The sequence below is a fragment of the Chitinophaga sp. Ak27 genome (assembly GCF_012726295.1).
Classification (GTDB): Bacteria; Bacteroidota; Bacteroidia; order Chitinophagales; family Chitinophagaceae; genus Chitinophaga.
This window is the reverse complement of sequence record NZ_JABAOB010000003.1, coordinates 706,138-728,723: the sequence shown is the minus strand read 5'-3', so window position 1 is coordinate 728,723 and position 22,586 is coordinate 706,138. Positions and strand designations below refer to the sequence as shown.

15 protein-coding genes are annotated in these 22,586 nt (G+C 48.9%); 6 read left to right on the top strand and 9 right to left on the bottom strand.

Going from position 1 to position 22,586, the window contains the following annotated elements:
• Positions 1 to 16: 16 nt before the first annotated feature.
• The 5 genes from HGH90_RS14310 (at position 17) to HGH90_RS14290 (ending at position 10,184) form a co-directional block, all read left to right on the top strand.
• Positions 17 to 796, top strand: coding sequence for a hypothetical protein (locus tag HGH90_RS14310; RefSeq protein WP_168762081.1), 780 nt, complete (start codon positions 17 to 19; stop codon positions 794 to 796).
• 11 nt (positions 797 to 807) lie between these two features.
• Positions 808 to 3,663 carry a hypothetical protein gene (locus HGH90_RS14305; protein WP_169191372.1) on the top strand — a complete coding sequence of 952 codons (2,856 nt, stop codon included), beginning with the start codon at positions 808 to 810 and terminating at the stop codon, positions 3,661 to 3,663.
• Positions 3,663 to 7,361, top strand: coding sequence for a contractile injection system tape measure protein (locus tag HGH90_RS14300; RefSeq protein ID WP_169191371.1), 3,699 nt, complete (start codon positions 3,663 to 3,665; stop codon positions 7,359 to 7,361). The genes HGH90_RS14305 and HGH90_RS14300 overlap by 1 nt, the downstream gene beginning before the upstream one ends.
• The gene (locus HGH90_RS14295) at positions 7,346 to 8,683 is read left to right on the top strand and encodes an ATP-binding protein (RefSeq protein WP_168762078.1); all 1,338 of its coding nucleotides are present in this window, start codon (positions 7,346 to 7,348) and stop codon (positions 8,681 to 8,683) included. Before HGH90_RS14300 ends, HGH90_RS14295 begins: the two co-directional genes overlap by 16 nt.
• Positions 8,684 to 8,771: 88 nt before the next feature.
• Positions 8,772 to 10,184, top strand: a complete 1,413-nt coding sequence (locus HGH90_RS14290) for a hypothetical protein (protein WP_168762077.1) — start codon at positions 8,772 to 8,774, stop codon at positions 10,182 to 10,184.
• A gap of 46 nt (positions 10,185 to 10,230) precedes the next feature.
• On the opposite strand, the gene HGH90_RS14285 is transcribed toward HGH90_RS14290, so the two are convergent.
• From HGH90_RS14285 to HGH90_RS14275, 3 genes are read right to left on the bottom strand one after another with little or no spacing between them, the layout of a single operon-like run.
• Positions 10,231 to 11,118: a dienelactone hydrolase family protein gene (locus HGH90_RS14285; RefSeq protein WP_168762076.1), complete on the bottom strand. Its 888-nt coding sequence runs from the start codon at positions 11,116 to 11,118 to the stop codon at positions 10,231 to 10,233.
• A gap of 6 nt (positions 11,119 to 11,124) precedes the next feature.
• Complete coding sequence (locus HGH90_RS14280) at positions 11,125 to 11,868, bottom strand: GNAT family N-acetyltransferase (RefSeq protein ID WP_169191370.1); 744 nt, start codon at positions 11,866 to 11,868, stop codon at positions 11,125 to 11,127.
• Positions 11,869 to 11,921: 53 nt separating this feature from the next.
• Positions 11,922 to 12,521: a Crp/Fnr family transcriptional regulator gene (locus HGH90_RS14275; RefSeq protein ID WP_317166146.1), complete on the bottom strand. Its 600-nt coding sequence runs from the start codon at positions 12,519 to 12,521 to the stop codon at positions 11,922 to 11,924.
• A gap of 116 nt (positions 12,522 to 12,637) precedes the next feature.
• Here HGH90_RS14275 and HGH90_RS14270 point away from each other — a divergent pair, with 116 nt between their 5' ends.
• Positions 12,638 to 13,102, top strand: coding sequence for a nucleoside triphosphate pyrophosphohydrolase family protein (locus tag HGH90_RS14270; protein ID WP_168762073.1), 465 nt, complete (start codon positions 12,638 to 12,640; stop codon positions 13,100 to 13,102).
• A gap of 53 nt (positions 13,103 to 13,155) precedes the next feature.
• Here HGH90_RS14270 and bglX read toward each other — a convergent pair whose 3' ends face one another.
• The 6 genes from bglX to HGH90_RS14240 are packed head-to-tail and all read right to left on the bottom strand — an operon-like array spanning position 13,156 to position 22,573.
• Positions 13,156 to 15,453 carry a beta-glucosidase BglX gene (gene bglX, locus HGH90_RS14265; protein ID WP_168762072.1) on the bottom strand — a complete coding sequence of 766 codons (2,298 nt, stop codon included), beginning with the start codon at positions 15,451 to 15,453 and terminating at the stop codon, positions 13,156 to 13,158.
• 17 nt (positions 15,454 to 15,470) lie between these two features.
• A complete protein-coding gene (locus HGH90_RS14260) occupies positions 15,471 to 17,237 on the bottom strand; it encodes a family 43 glycosylhydrolase (RefSeq protein WP_169191368.1) in 1,767 nt (588 codons plus the stop codon).
• A 5-nt stretch (positions 17,238 to 17,242) separates the two neighbouring features.
• Positions 17,243 to 18,553, bottom strand: coding sequence for a glucoamylase family protein (locus tag HGH90_RS14255; RefSeq protein WP_168762070.1), 1,311 nt, complete (start codon positions 18,551 to 18,553; stop codon positions 17,243 to 17,245).
• 11 nt (positions 18,554 to 18,564) lie between these two features.
• Complete coding sequence (locus HGH90_RS14250) at positions 18,565 to 20,232, bottom strand: glucoamylase family protein (RefSeq protein WP_169191367.1); 1,668 nt, start codon at positions 20,230 to 20,232, stop codon at positions 18,565 to 18,567.
• A gap of 11 nt (positions 20,233 to 20,243) precedes the next feature.
• Positions 20,244 to 21,071: a LamG domain-containing protein gene (locus HGH90_RS14245; RefSeq protein WP_168762068.1), complete on the bottom strand. Its 828-nt coding sequence runs from the start codon at positions 21,069 to 21,071 to the stop codon at positions 20,244 to 20,246.
• 17 nt (positions 21,072 to 21,088) lie between these two features.
• A complete protein-coding gene (locus HGH90_RS14240) occupies positions 21,089 to 22,573 on the bottom strand; it encodes a RagB/SusD family nutrient uptake outer membrane protein (protein WP_169191366.1) in 1,485 nt (494 codons plus the stop codon).
• Positions 22,574 to 22,586 lie beyond the last annotated feature (13 nt).

Here is a 22,586-nt window from a genome sequence, read left to right as displayed (position 1 = left end):
CATTAATAGCTTTTATATGGATACACAAAATAAAAAAGTATACGGGCGCGATGAGCTCAAACAATATTTCAGGAACGGCGTGATGCCATCAGAAAATCACTTCGGTTACCTGATCGATTCTACCATTAACAAACAGGAAGATGGTTTTTCGAAAGATGAAGACAATGGCTTACGCGTAGCCACACTGGGCGATTCCAAGCGCCTGGTATCTTTTTACCGCGCTACCGACGACCTGGAACCTTTCTTCTGTATGGAAAAAGACGAACAGGACTCTCCCGGCCTGCGCATAAAGCCTGGTACCAGCAAAGACGATCCGGCTGAACAGGAAAAAAGTTTCTTCTTCCACATGAATGGAAACTTGGGTATCGGTAAAAAAAGTGACCCCCGCTTTAAAGTAGACATCAACGGCTTCACCGGTATGCAGGGCCGCATGGGCACCTTCAAAACCGGTACGGTGCCCGCCGATGGCAAATGGCATCCTATACTGGAGCAGCTGGATAATTGCCAGGCATTTGAAGTCATGGCCAGAACCGGCAGGAAAGGGGTTGGCAGGGTAGCTATCTTACATGCTACCGCTTTAGCAGCATATGGCGGAGCACATAACCGCGTGAGCCAGCGCTGCGCCCACTACGGCTTCTTCTGGAATAAAATTAAACTCCGCTGGAAAGGCGGTACCCATAACTATGCCCTTCAGCTCCGCTCCAACAGCAACTATGGAGAAGGCGTAGAAATCTTCTATCACATTACCCGGCTCTGGAGCGATGACCTCTTTATGCCCAACGAATATTACTACTAATAGTATACGATATGCCCGGTACTCCCCTTCAAATAGACAAAGATAAAGCCGTTGCCACGGCCATGGATTTTGATGCGTTAATGACGGAAGCCATTGCCCGTGTGCAGGAGCTGTCGGGCACCGAGTGGACCGACTACAACCTGCATGATCCCGGCGTCACCATCCTGCAACAGCTGTGTTATGCCATCACCGACCTGGCCTATCGTACCTCCTTTCCCATCGAGGATATACTGGCAGATAAGAAAAATAATATTGAGCCACTGGATCACTCCTTTTTCCGGAAGGCTGAAATGCTCACCTCTTCACCGGTAACGGTGAATGACTATCGTAAAATGGTGCTGGATGAAATAGATGCTATAGAAAATATCTGGATAGAGCCGGTGCAAACATGGCAGCCTTCCGGCTGTACGAAAGGTGTATACCGCGCATTTATCCAGGTAGAAGATAATATCGCCGAGAACATGAAAGCCAATGAGGCGCTGGTACAACAATTAGCGGAGCAGGTGGATAACCTGCTGCACGCTTACCGGAACATCGGGGAAGACTTTGAGCGGGCGGTGATCCTCCAGCCACAATATATCTACATCAAAGCTGAAATATTTGTCGACAGCCGGCAGGATCCGCAGCAAATCCTGGCGCTGATGTGTAACTCGTTTGAGATGACGCTGCATCCCCCGGTGAGATTTGTATCTGCCGCTGAAATGTATATCAACGGCTATACCGCGGCAGATATGTATGCAGGTCCATTGTTAAAAAAAGGCTTCGTGGTGGATAGTGATCTGCACAACAGGAAAGCAGCGGTAGATCCTGCAGACCTGATGAAGAGCGTATCTGAAGTGCCTGGCGTAATAAAGGTAAAAGCAATTTACCTGGCAGATGAGGATGGCGCCTTCCAGGCCAAGCCTGTAAGGATCAAAGAAGGCTTTTACCCCTTCCTGGAAATGGTGAACGACAAACATGAGATAAAGATTTCCAGCGACCGCTTTGAATACAACCTGCGTGACGCCGGCTTCCTCAATATGTATGAACAGGTAAAAACAGTAGCCCGCAGGAAGTTTGCAGGACATAAGAATGCAGAAGCGTCTAAACCGTTAAAAGGCACCTACCGTAATCTAGGAAAATACTTCTCTATCCAGGAGCAGTTCCCCGCCATTTACGGCATCGGCAGCGAAGGCCTGGAAAAAGAAGCACCGGCGCTACGCAAGGCGCAGGCCAGGCAACTGAAAGCTTACCTGCTGTTCTTTGAACAAGTACTGACCAACTACCTGGCGCAGCTGAATAATATAGGGCCGCTTTTCTCTCCTTACCTCCGGCAAACACCGGCAGCCACCTATGCTACACAACCACTATACGATGTACCACAAGTGGCTGCGCTGCTGAAGGCATTTACCGACGAACAGCCCGGCGCTTCCTGGGAACATTTCCTGGAAGATACCGGCAACGCCTATATGAAAAAATTACAGGCAGCTATTGAACCCGATAAGGTATTTCAGGACCGGAAGAACAGGATTCTCGATCACCTGCTGGCCAGGTTTAACCTCGTACTGCTGAAATATCCGGTCAACTTTTATGAACAGGTGTATGCTTATGACGCACCTTCGCAAAGGATTAGCCATGAGCTGGAATGGAAGGCTGACATACTCCGTCATCTACCCACGCTCAGTGCAAACAGGAACCGGTCTTTCAACTACCGGGAAGATATTTATGCAGGATCTGAGCTATCCGGCTATGAAAACCTCCTGCACAAACTATTGCATATCAGGGTGGAGAAAAGGAAACGTTTAACAGCGGCCTTCGATACCGGCAGTTGGAAAGTATCGGCAGGTAAGCATTCCGATACCGGGCTCCATGTGCACCTGGTAAAAGAATTCAAAGTAAAAGATGAACTTATTAAGGTAAATATGGCCGAAAGTGAGTCAGGCGAGGTGACTACGGGAAAAAGATTTGACTATGGCCGACAGTCGGTATCGCTGCTCCGCTATGGCCTGGACATTAAAAACTACCGGGTAATACTCGACGACGAAACCAACAGCTACCTGGTAGTTTACCGCCAGTCGCCGCATGCCCTGTGGCAGGTAGTGAGCCGGGAAAAAACCCACAAAGAAGCATTGGATTCACTGCTGGAAATGATGGGGCACCTGAAAAAAATGAGTATCGATTCAGAAGGATGCTATCTGCTGGAACACCTGTTACTAAAGCCTGCCTATGGGGACCAAAGCTTTGGCTACCGCATCTGCAGCGGCTACGATACTTTGAGGCTACAGCATGCCCGTTGGCTTACGCTGGAAGAGCGGGATGAACAGCTCAGGAAGCTGTTGGCCATGGTAGCCTCCATGCAGGAGCCAGATCCCTATAAGCACTGGCAGCTGTTGATGGAGGATCATCGTATTTATTTTTATCCGGGCAATTCCCCCGAGATATTAACAGCGGAACATTTCAGGCAAGATGCTTACCGACCGGCTGCTGAACGGGCCATGACGGACCTCTTGTTGTTACTACGGCAAATGAAAACCAATCAGCCCCGACGGATTCGCATGGAGCCCTATGTAAAATACGGCACGTCACAAATGTTGCAGGAAGACTTTTTCAAATTCGGTATCAGCATCCTCCTTCCCTCCTGGCCTGCCCGTTTTCAATACAAAGAGTTCAGGAGTTTCGCAGAAGAATTGTTCCGGGAGCACACCGCAGTACAATTCCGGATGCATTACAAATGGCTGGGTATTGCCGATATGCAGACGTTTGAGTCGCTTTACTTCAACTGGCTGAAAACCATGCGGGGTGAAGGTGATAGGCCAGAAGCAAGCGAAGGGCTCATTAAATTGTTGTTGAAAGACCCGGCATTTGCTCACTATGTAGTAAACGAATAATGGAAGAACACATCATCAGGAGATACAGTTTTGATATCACCTATGATTCCCGACCCAGGGCCTTTGCCTTGCAGGATAAGGTGAGCATGCTTTTCAGGCAAAGCATCAGCACCGGCATGGATGAACTGCTGCAACAACTGATCCCTGCCGATATGATGGCGTCGATAGATGAACTGGTTCTCGATATCGGGCACATTCCTTTTAATGACCTGGAAGCGGAACTTCCTGCCCGTATCCTGTCGGCGTTACGGCAGGTATTGTCAGACCTGTTGCACCACAACCATGCTGGTACCCAACATAGTATTAACGGCGATATTACCATCCGCAAGGGCGATGAACGGTTGCTGGAGCTATTGACGTTTTTCCTGTTACAGGGTGTCATGCCCTGGTGGGCAACTGCCGCCGAGCGCGCACAACCCGGCGACATGGCATTGTTGCTGTCTAAAACATCGCCGGGCAAACTGGCAGATTTTCTTCGCAATATTGGCCGGAGCAGTGCCGTACGCGAGCGGATTGTATGGCAATTCCCGGTAGCAGTGCTACAAGCCATCGTAGAAGTGCTGGAACCAGCTGAAGCGCTGTTTATTATTGCCGGCAACCGGGAAATATTACTCCTGCAACAGCAGCAACAGCTGCTCCACACCGAAACCAGCGAGCTGGAAAAGGCACTGTGGCTGTTCATGCTCACGTACCTCATTATGGAGCGGGGCAGCAATTTTAACAGGAAAGAATTTGTACGCAGCAACCTACTGAAACTGGCAGGGCATTTTAACCTGTCGTACGATACGGTGCTGGAATTATTTTTCGAGGCGCTGTCGCGCTATAGTACCGGTTTACCAGCTACCGGCCTGGCTACCTATATCAGGCAACTTTACGAAGAACTCACCAAAAAACCCTTGCGCAAATCTATCTTCGGAAATGACCCCGCCTTTAAAAAGATAATGACCGATACGGAAGACCAGATCAGTATCCTGCGGTATTACCTGCTGTATGGCGCTATACCCTGGTGGGCGTCTGGCATCACAGAAGCCTCATTAGAGCAGATGCTGGCGCATACCGGCTACCAGGCACCGGCGGCATTAAAACAGCTATTGCAGCAGGTATTGCAGCAACAACCCGCTGTAAACAGGTGGAAAAAGCTGATGCATACCCATACAGCGGCAGTACAAAAAGAAAAGTATTTCCAGGAGATAAAAACATGGGCCGACGCCACCATCGCAGCCGCTCCATTTGGCGCAGACACGACAGCAAAACAGCTGCTGCTTCGCGACGTGATCCTGCATTTGCTGACCTATGGGAGTATATCGTGGTGGGGCAAAGATTATGCACATTTTTCACTCAATAGTTTACTCGAACAGCTGGCCGACCAGCATCCGGAACAAACACTCGGCATACTTGAATATGCGGGCACCTTGCCCGATGCCATGTACCGGTTAATTACCAGTGCGAAGCCAACAGTATTTCTCCGCTTGCTGAAACACAGCGGCATGGATACCGTCACCGAAGAAGTGTACAACAACGTATATACGTTGTTGCGGGCGGCACAACAACTGGTAACTATTACTAACCTTCCATTGGAGCAGTTTATATTACAGGCGCTATGGCATTCTCTGGCGGCAGCACGTTATAAACGGATCAGCAGAACGGTACTGTTACAGCACCTGCTCACCCCCGTATGGTCGGCTACGCCTGTGGCATCACCGCATATGATCCGGTTTTTATTACAGCAGCTATTGCCCGTAATTCATCACCTTCCAGGTAATGCTTTGCTGGCAAATGACTTAGCGCAATGGGATATAATATCACCACCACAGCAAACATTCCATTTACCAACAGAGATACATGCCCCGCCAGCGATGGTAGCCGAATGGCTGCAACAATTCCTGACCACCGGTGAATTCCCGCCGGTGGTGCATAATACGGACATTGCCTATGCGGCGCAATTACTTCAATGGCTATACGAATATCACCGGGAATACCTCAAAATACTGCAGGACAGCATCACCTTGTCCCCACTCCTGTTCCGTCAGCTGGAAGAAATATACCTGCAACTGGAACCGGAGATAGCACCGATACAGGCCTTGCTGCAACCCTGGCTGGAGAAAACGATGCAGGCAGATCTTTCCTTTACCGGGAGCAGCAACAGCCAGCTTTACCAGCCATCCGTGGCATTCCGGTCTTTGTTGCAACGTATGCAGCGCTACCATGCTATTACCATAGAACGCCAGCAACAAACGCTGCTGGAAGAAGCGCAGCAACTGGTTACCGAATTCCTTACCCGGCATCGGCTGCCGGAAAAACTGGGAAGCCTTTCACCGTCTGCCACCAATGATCTTCTCAAAGCAGCCATCATACTGCTGTTCAAAGCGGCTCCTGCAACGCTTCAGCAATTATTTACCGGTTACCGCCAGCAATTGGCAGCAAGATTACAGATCTACAGCCTATTTTCCTTTTATGGAGGCCTACCCGACAGCGATATCCGTCAAAGCCTGGACGTATACGCCGTACAGGACAGCCTGCAGCTGTTGCAGGAAACAGCCGGCGCCACGATGGCCAATAGCATCACCGATCTGCGAAAAGCCATCCGCTTCTACAAGCAACGCAGCCGCCAGGAAAGAAAAGCTTTCTACAGCAAAATATTACAGTACCCCTCCCTCATTGAGCAAATGGCCGAACATCTCAATGATGACTCCTTCCTGGATATTATGCAGGACACTCCCACCAGCTGGGCAGGTAATACACCGGATGCACTGCATGAGCTACAATCACTGCTGGCAGGTTTGCTACCCGGCAGCCTGGAAAAAGCAGCGCTACAACAGGTATTCCGGCGCTTCCACCTGATGTTGCTGGGCGCGCATATACATGTGTACAACGCCAGGAGCTATGCTAACCGCTTCCTGGACTTCATCACTATATCGGCTCCTCCCATTGCTAACTTGCTTATATTACAACTGGCTGAAACAGCACAGCAGGCCCCTGTATCGTCATATACACATATACGTGGTATACTACCCGTATTACAGCAAGAGGCGCTGGCCCATATTAGCAACAGGCAACACCAATCGTTGTTACGGGAAAGCCTATATGAAAAAGAGCAGGCGCCATTGCGCCAGCAGCAGCCAGCAGTACCTGAAATAGCGGTAGCAGAAAAAGAGCCGGACAGTTGGGCTAAGGTAAAAAAGCCTCCCCTGGATACCATCTATACCGGAAATGCAGGGTTAATCCTCCTGCATCCGTTCATTCCATTTGGCTTTAAGCGGGTGGGCCTTGTAAATGACGAAGGATTTGTAAACCGGGAAGCGCAACATCGCGCTGTACACCTGTTACAATACATGGTAAATGGAAAAGAAATACATGCCGAGCATGAGCTGGCATTGAATAAGTTACTCTGCGCCCTGCCGCTGGAAGAACCGGTACCAGCCGAAATATTGCTAACAGACGAAGAAAAACAGCTTTGCCAGGAACTGCTGACAGTGGTGATCCAGCGTTGGGAAAAAATGAACAACTCTTCAATAGAAGGCTTCCAGGCAGCCTTCCTGCAACGTGAAGGTGCACTATGGCAAAAAGACGACGACTGGCGGCTACGAGTGGAAGAAAGAGGCTATGATTTAATATTACAAACGTTACCCTGGGGCATTGGTATGATCAGAACGCCCTGGATGGAAAAAACAATTTATACAGAATGGGCATACAGTTAATAGCATCCAATGCAACAACCCTGGAACAAGAGCTGGAATGGTTCCAGTTGATGGCAACAGCGCGCATGCAGCAATATTTCCAGCAAACAGCAGTAGAAACACCCGCCGCACCCGATCTCACCGATGATCCATCTATGTATGCACAGGTGGTACGCCATTACGGCATGACCACCGCAGAACGTATCATTTTATTGCTGGCACTCATTCCGCATATACAACCACAACTGCTGGATATCTTTTTTGTAAAGAACGCCACATACGACCGCGGTTTTACAGAATTCGGCGGTATTAAAGGGCAATCACACGGTGGCTTTCTGCCTACCGGCGAAACCGCCGCCTTCCTGTTGGCTACAGATGGCTTGCAGCAACGGTTTCAATTAATCCGTTATTTCAGCCCTGATCATTTCTTTGCCAGGCACCAGGTACTGAAATTAACACCCGCCGGTGACGAACCCCTGCTAAGCGGTACACTGACCCTGTATCCCGAATACCTCAATTTATTCATCCAGGGCCAGCCACATCGCCCGGATTACAATGTACAGTTTCCGGCCAAACGGATAGAAACCGGTATGGAATGGGAAGACCTGGTATTGGAACCTCATGCCATGGAGGAAGTAGAAGACATCCGCACCTGGATTCAACATGGCGGCACCCTGCTGAAGGACTGGGGCATGAGCCACAAAATAAAACCGGGGTACCGCAGCCTGTTCTATGGTCCACCGGGAACCGGAAAATCACTGACCGCCTGCCTGCTGGGTAAAACGTTCAACATGGACGTATACCGCATCGATTTATCGCTGGTAGTTTCTAAATATATTGGTGAAACAGAAAAAAACTTGTCGCAGGTATTCGACAGGGCCATCCATCAGCAATGGATCTTGTTTTTTGATGAAGCAGATGCACTATTCGGAAAACGCACGCCCACATCATCGTCAAACGACCGCTATGCCAACCAGGAAGTGGCCTACCTGCTGCAACGGGTAGAAGATTTCCCCGGGGTAGTAATATTGGCTACCAACCTCAAAGCTAACATCGATGAGGCCTTTGCTCGCCGTTTCCAGTCCATGGTCTATTTTTCTATGCCCGGGCCGGAACAACGGCTACGCATCTGGCAGCAGTCATTTCCTGCACATATTACACTGGAAGACAAACTGGACCTCGAAGACATAGCGCGTAAATATGAAATGACCGGGGGAACCATTATCAACGTGGTACGTTACAGCTGCCTGATGGCATTGAAACGCGGCGACAACACTATCCGCCAGAAAGATGTGATGGCGGGCATCCGCAAAGAATTCGGGAAAGACGGGAAGATTGTATAAGGTGATTACCTCGTATGCTATAGCTATGGATCGCTCAGCAAAAGGATTGCCATTGCTGATCCATATAGTATATTTGGTAAAAAAACCGATGAAAACAATCTGCCTGCTTCTTGTATGGTTAATTCCTTTTACCAGGACATCGGCGCAACAGGTGGCATTTGAAGTAAAATATTCAGAGCCATTGGCTGTGTTAAACTTTGTGGAAAACCTGTCCAACAACGCACCTGACAATCCTTATAAAACAGCATTTACCAACTCCGCCTTCCACCAAAAGAAGTATACCGACCTCATTGCCGCATTTGATACGCTGAATATAGATTACGCTTATGAATTCACAGCATATCCCTATGCACAGAAAATAGGCGGATCAACCGCCTCCCTGTTAAAGCGGAATTTAATCTCTGCCGACGATCTTGATAATTTCAAACACTTGTCAGTTGGCATTATTCCCAACAGCGACCTGATAGCGTTGACGGCTATCCTGCAAGCCTTTACACCGGTATACCGCGAAGTGATATATACGCCCAATAAAATGCTGTTCGAAAAACAATTAAAAGATATTACTGCGCTGATAGATTCGAGCCAATTGGCCAACTATTTTAACATAGGGCTGCAATTCTATGGCTCAGACTGGGACCTGTCTATTCCGCTGGTATTTTCATTCTATCCGCTGCCGGCTGCCAAAAAAGGTTTTACCGCTACCGCCTTTTATAATCACGCCGTGAGCGCCATCCCGAGTAGCTTAACGGACTATCAGCAGTTGCTGAGCGTACTGTTGCATGAAACTTTTCATATCCTGTACGACGAACAATCGCTGGCCCGCAAAAGAGACATTGAAAGCTGGTTTAATACCCATCCCTCTAAAAACAGCCGGTACGCATTTCTATTACTAAACGAGGGGCTGGCCACGGCGCTGGGCAATGGCTATGTATACGGACAATTAAAAGGAAAGGAAGATACCGCGTCGTGGTATAAGCGCAAATACACGAATCTCATTGCTAAAAAAATATACCCGGATGTTAAAGCGTATGTTGAACAAAAGAAGCCAATGGACAAGGCTTTTATAGATCGTTACATTGCCCTTTACGACGAAAACTTCTCCAGCTGGCCACAGGAGCCGGACAACCTGATGACAGACCGCTACGTGCTGACGGATAATGCCACCGACTTCAATGTAATTGACGGAAAATTCCGCTACCGGTCTATGTCGCAATACGAAGACCATATATCAGAAAGTACGATTGATAAAATGAGCCAGGCGCCCATTACTAAAATCGTCATCATTTCACAGGATCATAAAAAGAAGCTACAGCTGGTAAAAAATAAATTTCCTGAATTGCAGCATTGGCAGCCCAATGAGCAGGCTGACTTTAGCCATGCAGTATTTCTGAAGGACAAGACTTATTTACTAGTGATTAACCTGGCAAAAAATACGTTGGAGCAGGCACTTAACACCCTGTCAGTGAAGGACCAGCACCAGGCTCCTGTCAAGAGGCTATGAACATACATGTATGCCCGTACCCTTATCCCGGGCATACATGGCACCCTTACTTACCTAATTTCTCTTTAAAGAAATCAATGGTACGCTTCCAGGCTAATTCTGCCGCAGCATTATCATAGCGGGGAGTGGTATCGTTATGAAAACCATGATGCGTTCCGGGATAGTGATATGCCACATATGTTTTGTGGTGCTGTTTCAAAGCCTGCTCATATGCTTCCCATCCATTATTAATGTGGGCATCTGTTGCTGCATAGTGCAATTGAAGGGCGGCCTGTATATGCGACACTTCTTCCAGTGGCGCCTGTCTTCCGTAAAAAGGAACAGCCGCCAGCAAGCCAGGTATCCGGGCTGCCATCATGTTGGCAATCCAACCGCCAAAACAAAAGCCTACTACACCCACTTTTCCGTTACAATATTCACTATGGCGCAGATATTCAAACCCGGCAATGAAGTCTTCCAGCATTTCGGGTGGATTTCTTTTGCTGTGTAGTTCCCGTCCGGCATCATCGTTGCCGGGATAGCCGCCGAGCGGGCTAAGCGCATCCGGCGCCAGGCTTACAAATCCGGCCAAAGCAGTACGCCTGGCCACATCTTCAATATGCGGATTCAATCCCCTGTTTTCGTGCACCACCACAATACCCGGCAAAGGCAATTGATGTCCGGCAGGTATACACAACAAGGCTTTTATAGTACCTCCGCCTTTAGGAGAAGAATAACTGATATACTTCGTAACGATGCGGGGATCATCGGCCCGCACCTGTATCCCGCCCTGGTAATCCGGCATCAGGAAGGCGAGCAGGGACGCCACGGTCCATCCATTCACCGCATAGGCAGATAATTGTGCGGTGAATTCCTCCTTGCTGAGGCGGTTGTGTGCATAATCGTTGTATAGTTCAAAAACAGCAGGTTTGATATCTTCTTTTCTAAGTTCCATATCATGCTATTTTAGTTGGTAATTCGTCATTTTAAAATCCTCGGCAAATCCCAGCTTCAGATAAATATTTTTTCCCATGGCAGACGACTGCAAGGTAGCCATCTCCTTTTGTTGTGCAAGCGCACTATTCAGTAACATCGCCATCACTTCTTCTGCAAATCCCTGCTTCCTGTATGCCGGAACAATGCCCACTCCATGTATGCCCACCAGGTTGCCGGTTTCATGTACGATAGCGGTGCCCATAGCTTCCTGCTGGTGATAAACCAGATAATACTGTACCTCTTCCCTGGTTTTGTTCAATATGTCGGCGGCAATGCGGTATCCAAAGCTCAGCGGATACAGTGCGTCCCATGCAGCCGCCTGCTCAGGAGTAGTTACCCGTACCAAGTTCAACCGGTTTAATTGTTCATAAGCTTTCTCCAGCTTCAACGACATCCCGGTTTGTTCCGATTTTATGGAAAATCCCAGCTGTTCAAAAACAGGATGCAAGTTTTGCTGTGTATGACCCCAATAGCTGACTGTTAAAGGTACTGGCGCGTTTTTAATCACATCCGCTATTGTTCTTATGGTGTCAGTATCTGCAGGGTTGTTCAGCCAAATCCTGTTTGGCCACTCCGATCCAGGCACCAGGCAATAATTAAAACCGGCCTGTTGAAAGTACTGCCTTGCCGCATTTCCGGCCAGGGTCCACAAAGAAGTTAAGTTGTGTATATTTTTTTCCGTTACGAGGGAAACAAAATGCTGGTTCATCTGGCAAAATTACCACCAAATTGCTGCAATACGCTTTACATATGTTGATTCGGTTATTTTTCCTTCAACTCTTTACGGATCCGGCTTAGCTGGGTGGGAGTTACCCCCAGGTGAGAAGCGATGTGCTGTAGTGGAATACGCTTCTCTATGTTCGGGTATTCGGCCAGCAGCCGCTGGTACCGGGTGCTGGCGTTTTCCATCACCAGGGAAATTTCCCTTCGCTCTTTGTCAATGATCCAGTTTTTTTCGAGGTAGGCGATATAAAAATCTTTCAGTTCGTCGTGCCCGTAAATCAACGCTTTGTATGCGCTATAATCCATCCTGATCAGGATAGTTTCTTCAATGGCTTGCAGGGTAAATTCCGACGGAATTCTCAAAAGCGCGGACACAGTGGATCCCGCAAACTGGCTTTCTAAAAATATATTTTTATTATAGGTATTACCGTCGCTGCCGGTAAAATAAGCGATTACGGCGCCTTTACAAACAAAATGAAGATGCCTGGATACCTGCCCAATGTTTAACAGGATCCCTCCTTTCTCCAGCTGGTGAAAGCTCACAATATCTTTCAGCAGCTGAAAGCCTTCGGCTGAAACGGGATAATAGCTGAGGATCTTTTCTTTAAATGCTGCTAAATATTGGGCTTCTGCTGTCACTGCTATCGTTTTATCGGTATCAAATATCCGAAAATAAATAAAAAAGGTGCTTAAAAGCGGCATCGGTCATTTTCAAAACAATGCGTATTTTCGGGGCTATTAAATCTGATTCAACCATGGAAGATGTAAAGGCATTAAATAGTGTGGCGGAGTTTCACTCCACTTTCAAACACCCCATTGAAAAATCGCCCGTTATTCCCAGTCAGCAAAGATGTGAGTTGCGGGTATCCCTGCTCCAGGAAGAGCTGAATGAATTGAAAGCTGCTATTGCCGCCAATAATATCACCGAGGTAGCGGATGCGCTCTGTGACCTGCAGTACGTATTATCGGGCGCCATCCTGGAATTTGGCCTGGGCGAAAAATTTAATGCGCTTTTCAATGAAGTACACCGGTCTAATATGAGCAAAGCCTGTAAGTCGCAGGAAGAAGCAGAAAAAACAATTGCCCATTACAACAACACAGAAAATACCGAGTGTTATTACAAAAAAGTAGAAGAGCTGTACCTGGTATACCGGACTTCCGACAATAAAACATTGAAATCAGTGAATTATGCGGCAGCCCAGTTGACGGAGTTACTGTAAATAAAGATCCCGGCTATCCGAAAGGATAGCCGGGATCTTTATACTGTATGAAGTTACTGCAATTCCAGCTTCGCCTTTAACCGTATGTCCGCAGACGACGCTCCAATCATCACATCAAAGCTCCCGGGCTCCGCTACCCATTGCAACTGGCTGTTGAAAAAAGATAGCTTCTCTTTGTCGATCGTAAAATGCAGTTGCTTACTTTCGCCAGGTTGCAACATTACCTTTTGAAAATCCTTCAACTCTTTTACCGGCCGCGTTACCGAAGCTACCGGGTCTCTCAGGTACAACTGCACCACTTCTTCTCCTGCATAGGTGCCCGTATTGGTCAGCGTGAAAGCCACATCGATAGATTGCTGGCCGCTCATGCGGGAAGCGCTGAGCGTAAGATGGTCATATGTAAAGGTGGTATAGCTCAGGCCATAACCAAAGGGGAACAGCGGATCGTTTGCTACATCCAGATAGTTGGAGCGAAACTTCTGCGTCGGCCCATCCGGTTGAGGGCGACCCGTATTTTTGTGATTGTAATAAATAGGGATCTGCCCAACATTGCGGGGAAAACTCATGGTTAGTTTACCCGACGGATTGTAGGCGCCGAAAAGCACATCTGCGATCGCATTGCCCGCTTCCTGCCCCGGGAACCATGCCTGCAGCATGGCAGTAGCCACTTCGTTTTCCATATTTAGGGTGAGCGGGCGACCACTCATTACCACCAATACCAATGGCTTGCCTGTTTGGGCCAGCGCCTGTATTAACTTACGCTGACTGTCCGGAATACCGATATCAGACCTGCTGGCGGCTTCGCCGCTCATTTCCGACGCTTCTCCTACTACCGCTACCACCACATCTGCTTTGGCCGCCGTATTCACCGCTTCTGACAACATGTCGGCTGCCGGCCGGCTGTCGATATCGATCCTCTCGCCAAATACGTTTACTTTCTTTGCAAAACTGGTATCATCGCTGATATTAGCGCCCTTGGCGTATAATATATTCACCGTGCCGCCTGCAGCCTGTTTCATTCCTGCCAGCACCGGCACCGACAACTGCGGATCGCCATTGACAGCCCAGGTACCCAGCATATTATTTTTGTTATTGGCCAGCGGGCCAATCAACGCAATGGTACCTGTTTTCTTCAGTGGTAATACTTGCTTTTCATTTTTCAGCAACACACAGGCACGTGCACCAAACTCCCGGGCCGCCTCTAGCTGCTCCCTGCTACGGATTTCGGCCGCCGCCGCGGCTTTATTACAATACCGGTAGGGATCCTCAAATAATCCCAGCTTATACTTAGCTTCTAATATCCGGCGACAGGCAACATCGATATCAGCCATAACTACCCGGTGCGTTCTCAGCGATTGTTCCAGGGTGGTAAGAAAACCTTCTCCTACCATGTCCATGTCTACACCTGCTTTGAGCGCTAATGCGGATACCGTTGCCAAATCGCCCAGGCCATGATCTATCATTTCATTGATGGAAGTGTAGTCAGTTACCACCATCCCTTTGAAACCCCATTGCTTCCTGAGCAGGTCTGTCAACAACCATTTATTGGCGCTGGCCGGAATGCCGTCTATTTCATTGAAGGAAGTCATTACACTGCCGGCGCCAGCATCCACAGCTGCTTTATAGGGAGGCAGGTAATATTCATACATTTTGATGCGGCTCATATCGGTGGTGTTATAGTCGCGCCCCGCTTCTACGGCGCCATACAACGCAAAGTGCTTCACACAGGCCATTACGCTATTGCCATCTCCCAAATGATTTCCCTGGTATCCCTTTACCATGGCTGCGGCGATCTTAGCGCCCAGGTAGGTATCTTCTCCCGAACCTTCTGCTACCCGCCCCCAACGTGGGTCTCGCGCAATGTCGACCATCGGCGAAAAAACCCAGCTAAGGCCATCTGCTGCCGACTCCCGCGCCGCCAGCCTGGCACTGCGCGTTATCAGCCCCATATCCCAGCTGCAAGACAATCCCAGCGGAATGGGAAAGGCCGTTTTATATCCATGGATCACATCAGATCCGAATAACAGCGGAATTTTAAGCCGGCTATGGGTTACCGCCAGCTCCTGCGCCTGGCGGATCTTATCCACACCAATTACACCAAATAAACCACCTACCTTACCACTGCTGATCTTCGCTTCCACATCGGTGCTCACCACCGCGCCGGTAGCTACGCCGCCGCCGGGGGTTAATAAGTTTAACTGGCCTATCTTTTCTGTCAGCGTCATTTTATCCATCAACGCCGTGATAAAGACATGCATCCTGGCCTCTTCCGGCAATGCCTTCTTTTGTGCTGTTACGCGCAGGTAAGCGCAGGATAACAGTAAAGCAAAAGAAAAAAATATTCTTTTCATATAAAATCAGTTAGTGATCAATCTACTTTCATTACCGCCGTGCGGGCAGATACGCCGTTCTCATTAATGGCTTCTATACAGAAATAATAAGGCCGGTCTTTATCCATTCCCTTGTAATAATAATCATTGTTACTGTGTACCATGATGCAGCTATATAGCTTATCCGGGGCAATACCGGTGTAAATATTATAGGCATAGGCATTGTCTACCGGCGACCATTTAATCCACGCACTTCGTTTATCCTTCTCCGTGCGAAGCACCACGAAATCCTTTACCGTATCCGGCAGGGCGCCATTGCCATGGCCAAATACCCGGAGTCCACTTAATGCAAACTTTCCACCAGGCATATGTATATTTTCCATTTTTATATAACGGGCCTGCACCGGCTGTGATAATTCAACATAGTCGTGCGGCACATCTTTCTTTTGCCGGCTCTTGTCTGCCAACACTTTCCAATGGTTACCATCTGTAGAATACCAGAGTATGTACTGGTGATAGATATCTGTTTGCTTACCCATAAAAGGAGCGTCCTGGTCGGCGTAGTTCACCTGTACCGCATTTACCCGGCTGATAGTACCCAGGTCCGTCTGTATCCATTCACCCTTGTTGCCGGTAGCGGCGCTCCAGTAAGTTTTAATATTTTCGTCTACAGCATTATTCGGAAAATAGCCGCCCAGTAAAGAAGAAACGGCCACTGGTTTATTGTAATTCAACAGCATCCAGCCGGTAAACCCCGCGTTATTAAAGTCGGCACTGTCGGCCGCCTCCCGTGAACCGCGGGAAACATAATGAGGATAATCGCCAAACACCGTATTACAATACATGACATCATCTTTGTCAAAACCTGCCGGCCAATAGCCTATACGCCGTTCAAAGCTGTTTTTTACCGCAATAACCATGGTAGATACATGCCACCAATATCCTTTATTATCCTGGAAAGTACTGCCATGACCTGCTCCCCGGGCATATCCTCCCGGTTTATATGAAACAGGATTATGGGCTTGCGGAGTGAAAGGTCCCAATGGGTGATCGCTCACCACCACGCCATCGGCATATCCGCTGAATTCCGTTCCCGGAGCACCATATTGCAGGTAATATTTATCATGATGTTTGGTCATCCACGCTCCTTCAATAAAAGGATCGAGGAAGGTATTATCCTGGTACTCACCAAACCGCTGCCAGCCATACTTGTCGGGCTCCAGCAGGTACATTTCCTTCCGCGTGCCCTTCGGTTGGAAGGTAGTCCGGTCCATCTCCACCCCATACAATGGATAACGGTTGCTGCTGCCGTTGTACATGTACAACCGCCCGTCGTCGTCGGCAAAAAAGTCGGGGTCCCAGCCGCCTATCTGTAGCGAATCAATAGCTTCCTTCCATTCATTGCCTTTGGGATTGGTGCTCATCCAGATAGGGAAATCGCTGGTATAGGTAGACCCGAATACCAGCAAGGTATCACCCATTACCCATACTGCCGGCGCACACAACTCGTCATACACATGGTGGTACGACTTCAAAAATTTCCGGGATACAAAATGCCAGTCCAGCAAATCGGCGCTCCACCAATATCCCCATTGGTTAGTGGAAAAAAGATAGTAGTCGCCTTTATAATTCACGATCACCGGATCGGCAGTAGCCCGGTGCTTTCCCCAGGTGGTGAAGTTGGGAATAGGACAATAACCATAATCAATATTTACCGGGTTACAATAAGTCGTTTGTGCGTTTACGTTAGCAACACCTAATCCTATGCTCATCCACACCAAAACGATATACAAACATCCTTTCATAGTCGTCACTTTTTGATGGCCGCCGCCGTTTCAAAACCTAATTTACTCAGCCCCTGTTTAATTTCCGGGCAACCCATAAACAACTTCCAGAGCAGGCCGCTGCGGTAGTTTTCTATCATTACAATAATAGGCCCCTGGTCAATCGCCAGGTGGGAGGTAGCATACCATTGCTTCGTTTCATTGAATGCGTCTGTAAAACCGTACTGGCTCCAGATCTTATCTCCCAGGGTATAATAAAAATGTTTCAGCGCCTGCATAGAATATTCCGGCGTATAAGGGAATGCCGACAAAGCAGCGGTAGGGGAAATAGTACCCCAGTCATTTTCCGGCGAATGCGCATTATACCCGTCATAAGTATCGCTGGCGGTCAGTCCCCAACAGTCGGCGCCGTATCCCTTAAATCCCTTAGGATTGCGAATACAGTGCTCCCGGTTAATCAGGGTATGACGCAGGTTTTGTTCCCAGTAATTGGCATAGCGGTCTTTCAGTCCACGCGGATCGAGCCCGAGGAAAGAATATTGCGAGAAAAAGAGGGGACCGCCGTAATCAAGCCCCAGCGGCAACTTGATGCCATAAAATTCGCGATCGTTCCGGAAGTAAATATTATTCACCCAACCGTGGTGATATACGTCTGGGCTAATGGCATAACGGGGAGCGGAAGCCGCCAGCACATAAGTGATCAGGCATTCGTTCCAACCCTTGATTTCATGGTTCATGCTCCAGCCATTATTGGGGCTCCAATGCCAGTACAGTACATTCTGCCCACCCTGTGTAAACCAATTCCATTCTGTTTCCTGCCAGGTGGCGTTGATTTTATCACGCAGCTCCGTTTCCACAGGGTTGCCGGCATCAAAATACTGCCGGGCACATAGCAGGCCCTGAAGCAGGAAAGACGTTTCTACCAAGTCAGCCCCATCATCTTTGCGGCTGAAGGGAATTGTTTTACCGGTATTGCCGTTCATCCAATGTGGAAAAACACCATGATAGCTGTCGGCTTTCCGTAAGAAGTTGATCATTTTCAGCAACCGCTCTGCTGCAGCCGTCCGGGTAATCCATTTATGCTCCGTGGCCACAATAATGGCCATCACACCAAATCCGGTGCCTCCGGTAGTAACTACCTCATCGCCATAATCAGCCTGATTACTGCGTTCACGTGCTAGGCCTGACACCGGGTGTGCAAAATCCCAGAAGTAACGGAAGGTTTGTTGCTGCACCAGGTCTAATAGCTGCTCATCGGAAAGTTTCACTTTCTGCTGCGCATTGGCAGGCATAGACGACAAGAGCAGGCAAAAGCCCATCAGGATAATATATTTCATTATTTATTTTTTTAAAGATGTGGACTGGTGAAACCCAAGCGTTGCATACCCGTTTTTACTTCCGGGCAGCTCATAAAAAGGTTCCACAATAATCCCGTGCGATAATTCTCTATCATCACAATAATGGGTCCCTGGTCGATAGCCAGGAAAGAGTCCGCAAACCAATTATGTTGCAGCGAGAAAGCATCAGTAAATCCATACGCCTTCCAAAGTTTATCTCCCAGCTTATAATAAAAGAATTTCAACGCCTGCATAGATGCTTCAGGCGTATAAGGAAAGGACGACAACGCTGCCGTGGGTGCAATTATCCCCATGTCATTTGTAGGTGAGCTGGCATTATACCCGTTGGGCACATCGCTGGCGGTAAGCCCCCAGCAATCTGCTCCATAGCCGTAGTGCCGGTCGCGGTTAGCCACACAATATGCATAGTTGATGCGGGTATGATTAGTTACCTGTTGCTCGTAATCGGCATACGCATCTTTCAGTCCGCGCGGATTAATGCCCAGGAAAGAGTAGTGCGAAAAAAACAGGGGACCGCCATAAGCCGGGCCCAATGGCAAAGGAATACCTTCGTAAGATTGATTATTACGCATCGTACCATTCCCGGCCCAGCCATTGTCATATACACTCCGGGGAATGGGGTCGGGCGAAGATGCGGCCAGCACATAGGTGATCAGGCATTCGTTCCAGCCTTTGACAGGCATGTTCATATCCCATTGGTAGTTGCTGCTCCAGTGCCAATACAAGGTTTGTTCGCCGCCTTTGCGGAACCAGTTCCACTCTACCCCATTACAAATGGTATTGATATCGTTTCGTAGCTGCGTTTCTGTTATATCAGCTTTATTAAAATACTGCCTTGCAGCAAGCAGGCCCTGTACCAGGTAAGCTGTTTCAACCAGGTCGGCGCCATCATCTTTGGTACTGAAGGGCACTACGGCGCCGGTGCTGCCATTGAGCCAATGCGGGTAAGCGCCGTGGAAGCGGGCCGCTTTCGTGAGCAGGAAGGTGGTCATTTGTTGCAGGCGATGCACGGCATCTGTACGTGCAACAAAGCCCCGCTCTACAGCTACTACCATGGCCATGATGCCGAAGCCGGAACCACCGGAAGTTACCGTCTCTCCACTGGTATTCCTTTCCCGGGCCATTCCACTCACCGGGTGTCCAAAATCCCAGAAATATTTAAAGGTTTGCCGCTGTACTAGAGTTAGCAGGGCCTCGTCGGTAATACGAGGAAATTTATCGGTGGTATCTATCCCGGTAAAAACTGATAGGGTGACCGCCGATAATAACTTCGACTGCCGGACCGATTGCAGGGAAGTGCTGGCCGTAATCGTATATGCGGTAAGATTAGCCAATGCAGCAGCAGGCTGTAGCACCAGCGTACTATCTCCATGCTCCCACGAAATATTAAAAGGTATGTTAGCTCCATTTCCGCTGAAGGAACAAGCCGCAGCGGCCGCACTACGCTGCACCGCATCGCTGAAGGAAATCCGGATAACAGGGCGCGTACCGGTACCCATATACGAAAATCCATCGGCCTTGCCGTCCACACTCAAGGAGGCAAAGTTTAATGGGACGGGGGTTACGGGCGGAGGCGACGGTTTGTCGCCCCCGCTTTTACCACAACCCACTGCCAATAGCAGTAAAGCACTATATATGATACGAGACAATCCTGTCATAAATAGCGGTATTATTTCCCCCGGCCTTCCAGTTTTACCAGGGCGCCCACTTCCTTATCACTCAATGCTTTATTATAGATCCTTACCTCATCTAAAGCACCGGTAAGGTAACTGGCCCAGGACTGCGCATCAGCGGCTGAAGTAAGACTGGGTACCGTTTGGAACTGTGAGGTACCAAACACCATTTTACCGGTGTTGGCAAATGCCAGCTGGCCAAATCCGCTGTTCACCTTGGTATCAATCTTCTGGCCGTTTACATATACCCGGAAGGTGTCTACGCCGTTATATGACACAGCGATATTGGTCCATATTTTCCAGATGTTCATCACCTCATAGTTGCCCAGCCAGCCATCGCCATGCTGACCGGTGACATGCGCTTTCAAAATGGCCTTGGAATCGGTGCTGCCATTTTCAAAGAAGATATCTATGTTACCCCAGAAAGACTTGGTATTACTCAAGCTCACCAGTCCCACCATCCCATCGGTATTCTGCGGGGCATTTACCCACATGGTGAGGGTAAATGCTTTAAGGCCGGTAATGCTGCTACCGGGAGAAAACAGTGCATATGATTTGTCGGCCCCTTTGAGGGCGCCGCCTTTGATGCCTTGTGCGAAGCCGGTACCGCTGTTGTCGCAGGCGGTTTTAGAGATACTGTCTACTAGGTTGCCATTAAATCCCCAGTAGGCCACCAGGCTGCCGGGGGCAATTTCGCTGGTGCTGGAGTATCCGTCGATAGATAATGCAGGCGCATAACTGCCGGCATCAAATTTTTTATAGCAGGCCGACAATAAGAGTACGGCTGCTGCCAGTATTGCATATGATGAATATCTGAATTGCATGATCGTAGTATTTGAAATTAGTATCCAGGGTTTTGTACGAGGGTGCCGGCGCTGATGTCTATTTCATCCTGCGGTACCGGCCATACTTCGTTTTTGCCTGTTTTAAATCCTTTAGGACCAAATACAGCGGCAGCTCTGCCCTGGCGGATCACGTCGAAATAACGGTCATTTTCCATGGCCAGTTCCACCCTTCTTTCATGCCAGATAGCTTTGCGTACGGTTTCTTTATCAGTAGCCGTAACATCCGGGAGAATAGCCGGGTTGCCCTGGCGGGCGCGTGCTCTCACCGCATTCAGTGATTGAAGCGCCTGCGCGTTGTTGCCGGTTTCATTGGCTGCTTCTGCATTCATCAGCAATACTTCTGCATAGCGCATTACCCTAACGTTCTGGTCGGCGCCTTCGTTGTAGCCGGTTACAAACAAACGGAAAGGCACATACGATTTCTGGTTAAACATCGGATTGTCGCCACCTACCGGGATCACATCTCCTTCGGGAGTTGTTTCTCCCCTGAAAATGATAGTGCCATCTTTACGGGGATCACCGGGTTCGTACTCGCTTACCAGGTCGGCGGTAGGTACGTTAAAGCCCCATCCGCCACCTACTACTCCTTTTACGCCCTGTACCTGGGAGTATTGGGAGTTAGAAGCATCTTTGCTATCCAGGATAAGCTGGCATTGGATTTCAAATACAGACTCTGAGGAATTTTCATTGGGAATACGGAACATTTGCTCGTAGTTAGGAAAGAGCGTATATCCCAGTGCCATTACCTGGTTGGTGTAGTTGAGCACATCCGCCCATTTCTGTTGGTACATAGCCACCTTGGCATGCAACGCTAAGGCAGCGCCTTTGGTAGCGCGGCCTTTGTCGGCAGCCGGATAGTTAGGTGGCAATACAGCGGCAGCTTCTGTCAGGTCTTTTTCAATAGCGGCCCATACCTGTGCTTTGGGCGTTCTGGCCATGTTGTATTCACTGGCTTCTGTGGGCACTTTGAGGCGCAGAGGCACATCGCCGTAAGCGCGTACCAGCCGGAAATAGGCGTAAGCGCGTACAAATTTTGCCTCCGCCAGGTAACGTGCTTTCAAGGCTTCATCCATCGTAATGGCTGGCACATGATCGAGCACCTGGTTACAGAAGTTGATTTCCTGGTATTGTCCTTTCCAGAAATCCAGTATTTGTCCTTCGGTAGCGGTAACCGAAAAGTCGTCGTACTTATTCAGGAAGCTGGCATCTGCCGTATTACTTCCCTTCTCTGTATCATCGGAGCCCAGGCTCTCAATGGCAATGGCGGCAAAGGCTACCTGCTTCCATTCCCGGAGGTTGGCATAAATGGCATTCACCGCTTTGGTAGCATCGGCTTCATTTTTCCAGAACTGTTCGTTAGGCTGTTGGCCTTGTGGCGGTACATCCAGGAATGACTTGCTGCAACCTGCCAGGAGGAAGGGTGCAGTCAATATAACGCTAACAGACATACGCTGTATATAAAATTGAATTAATCGTTTCATAAAAAAGCTGCTT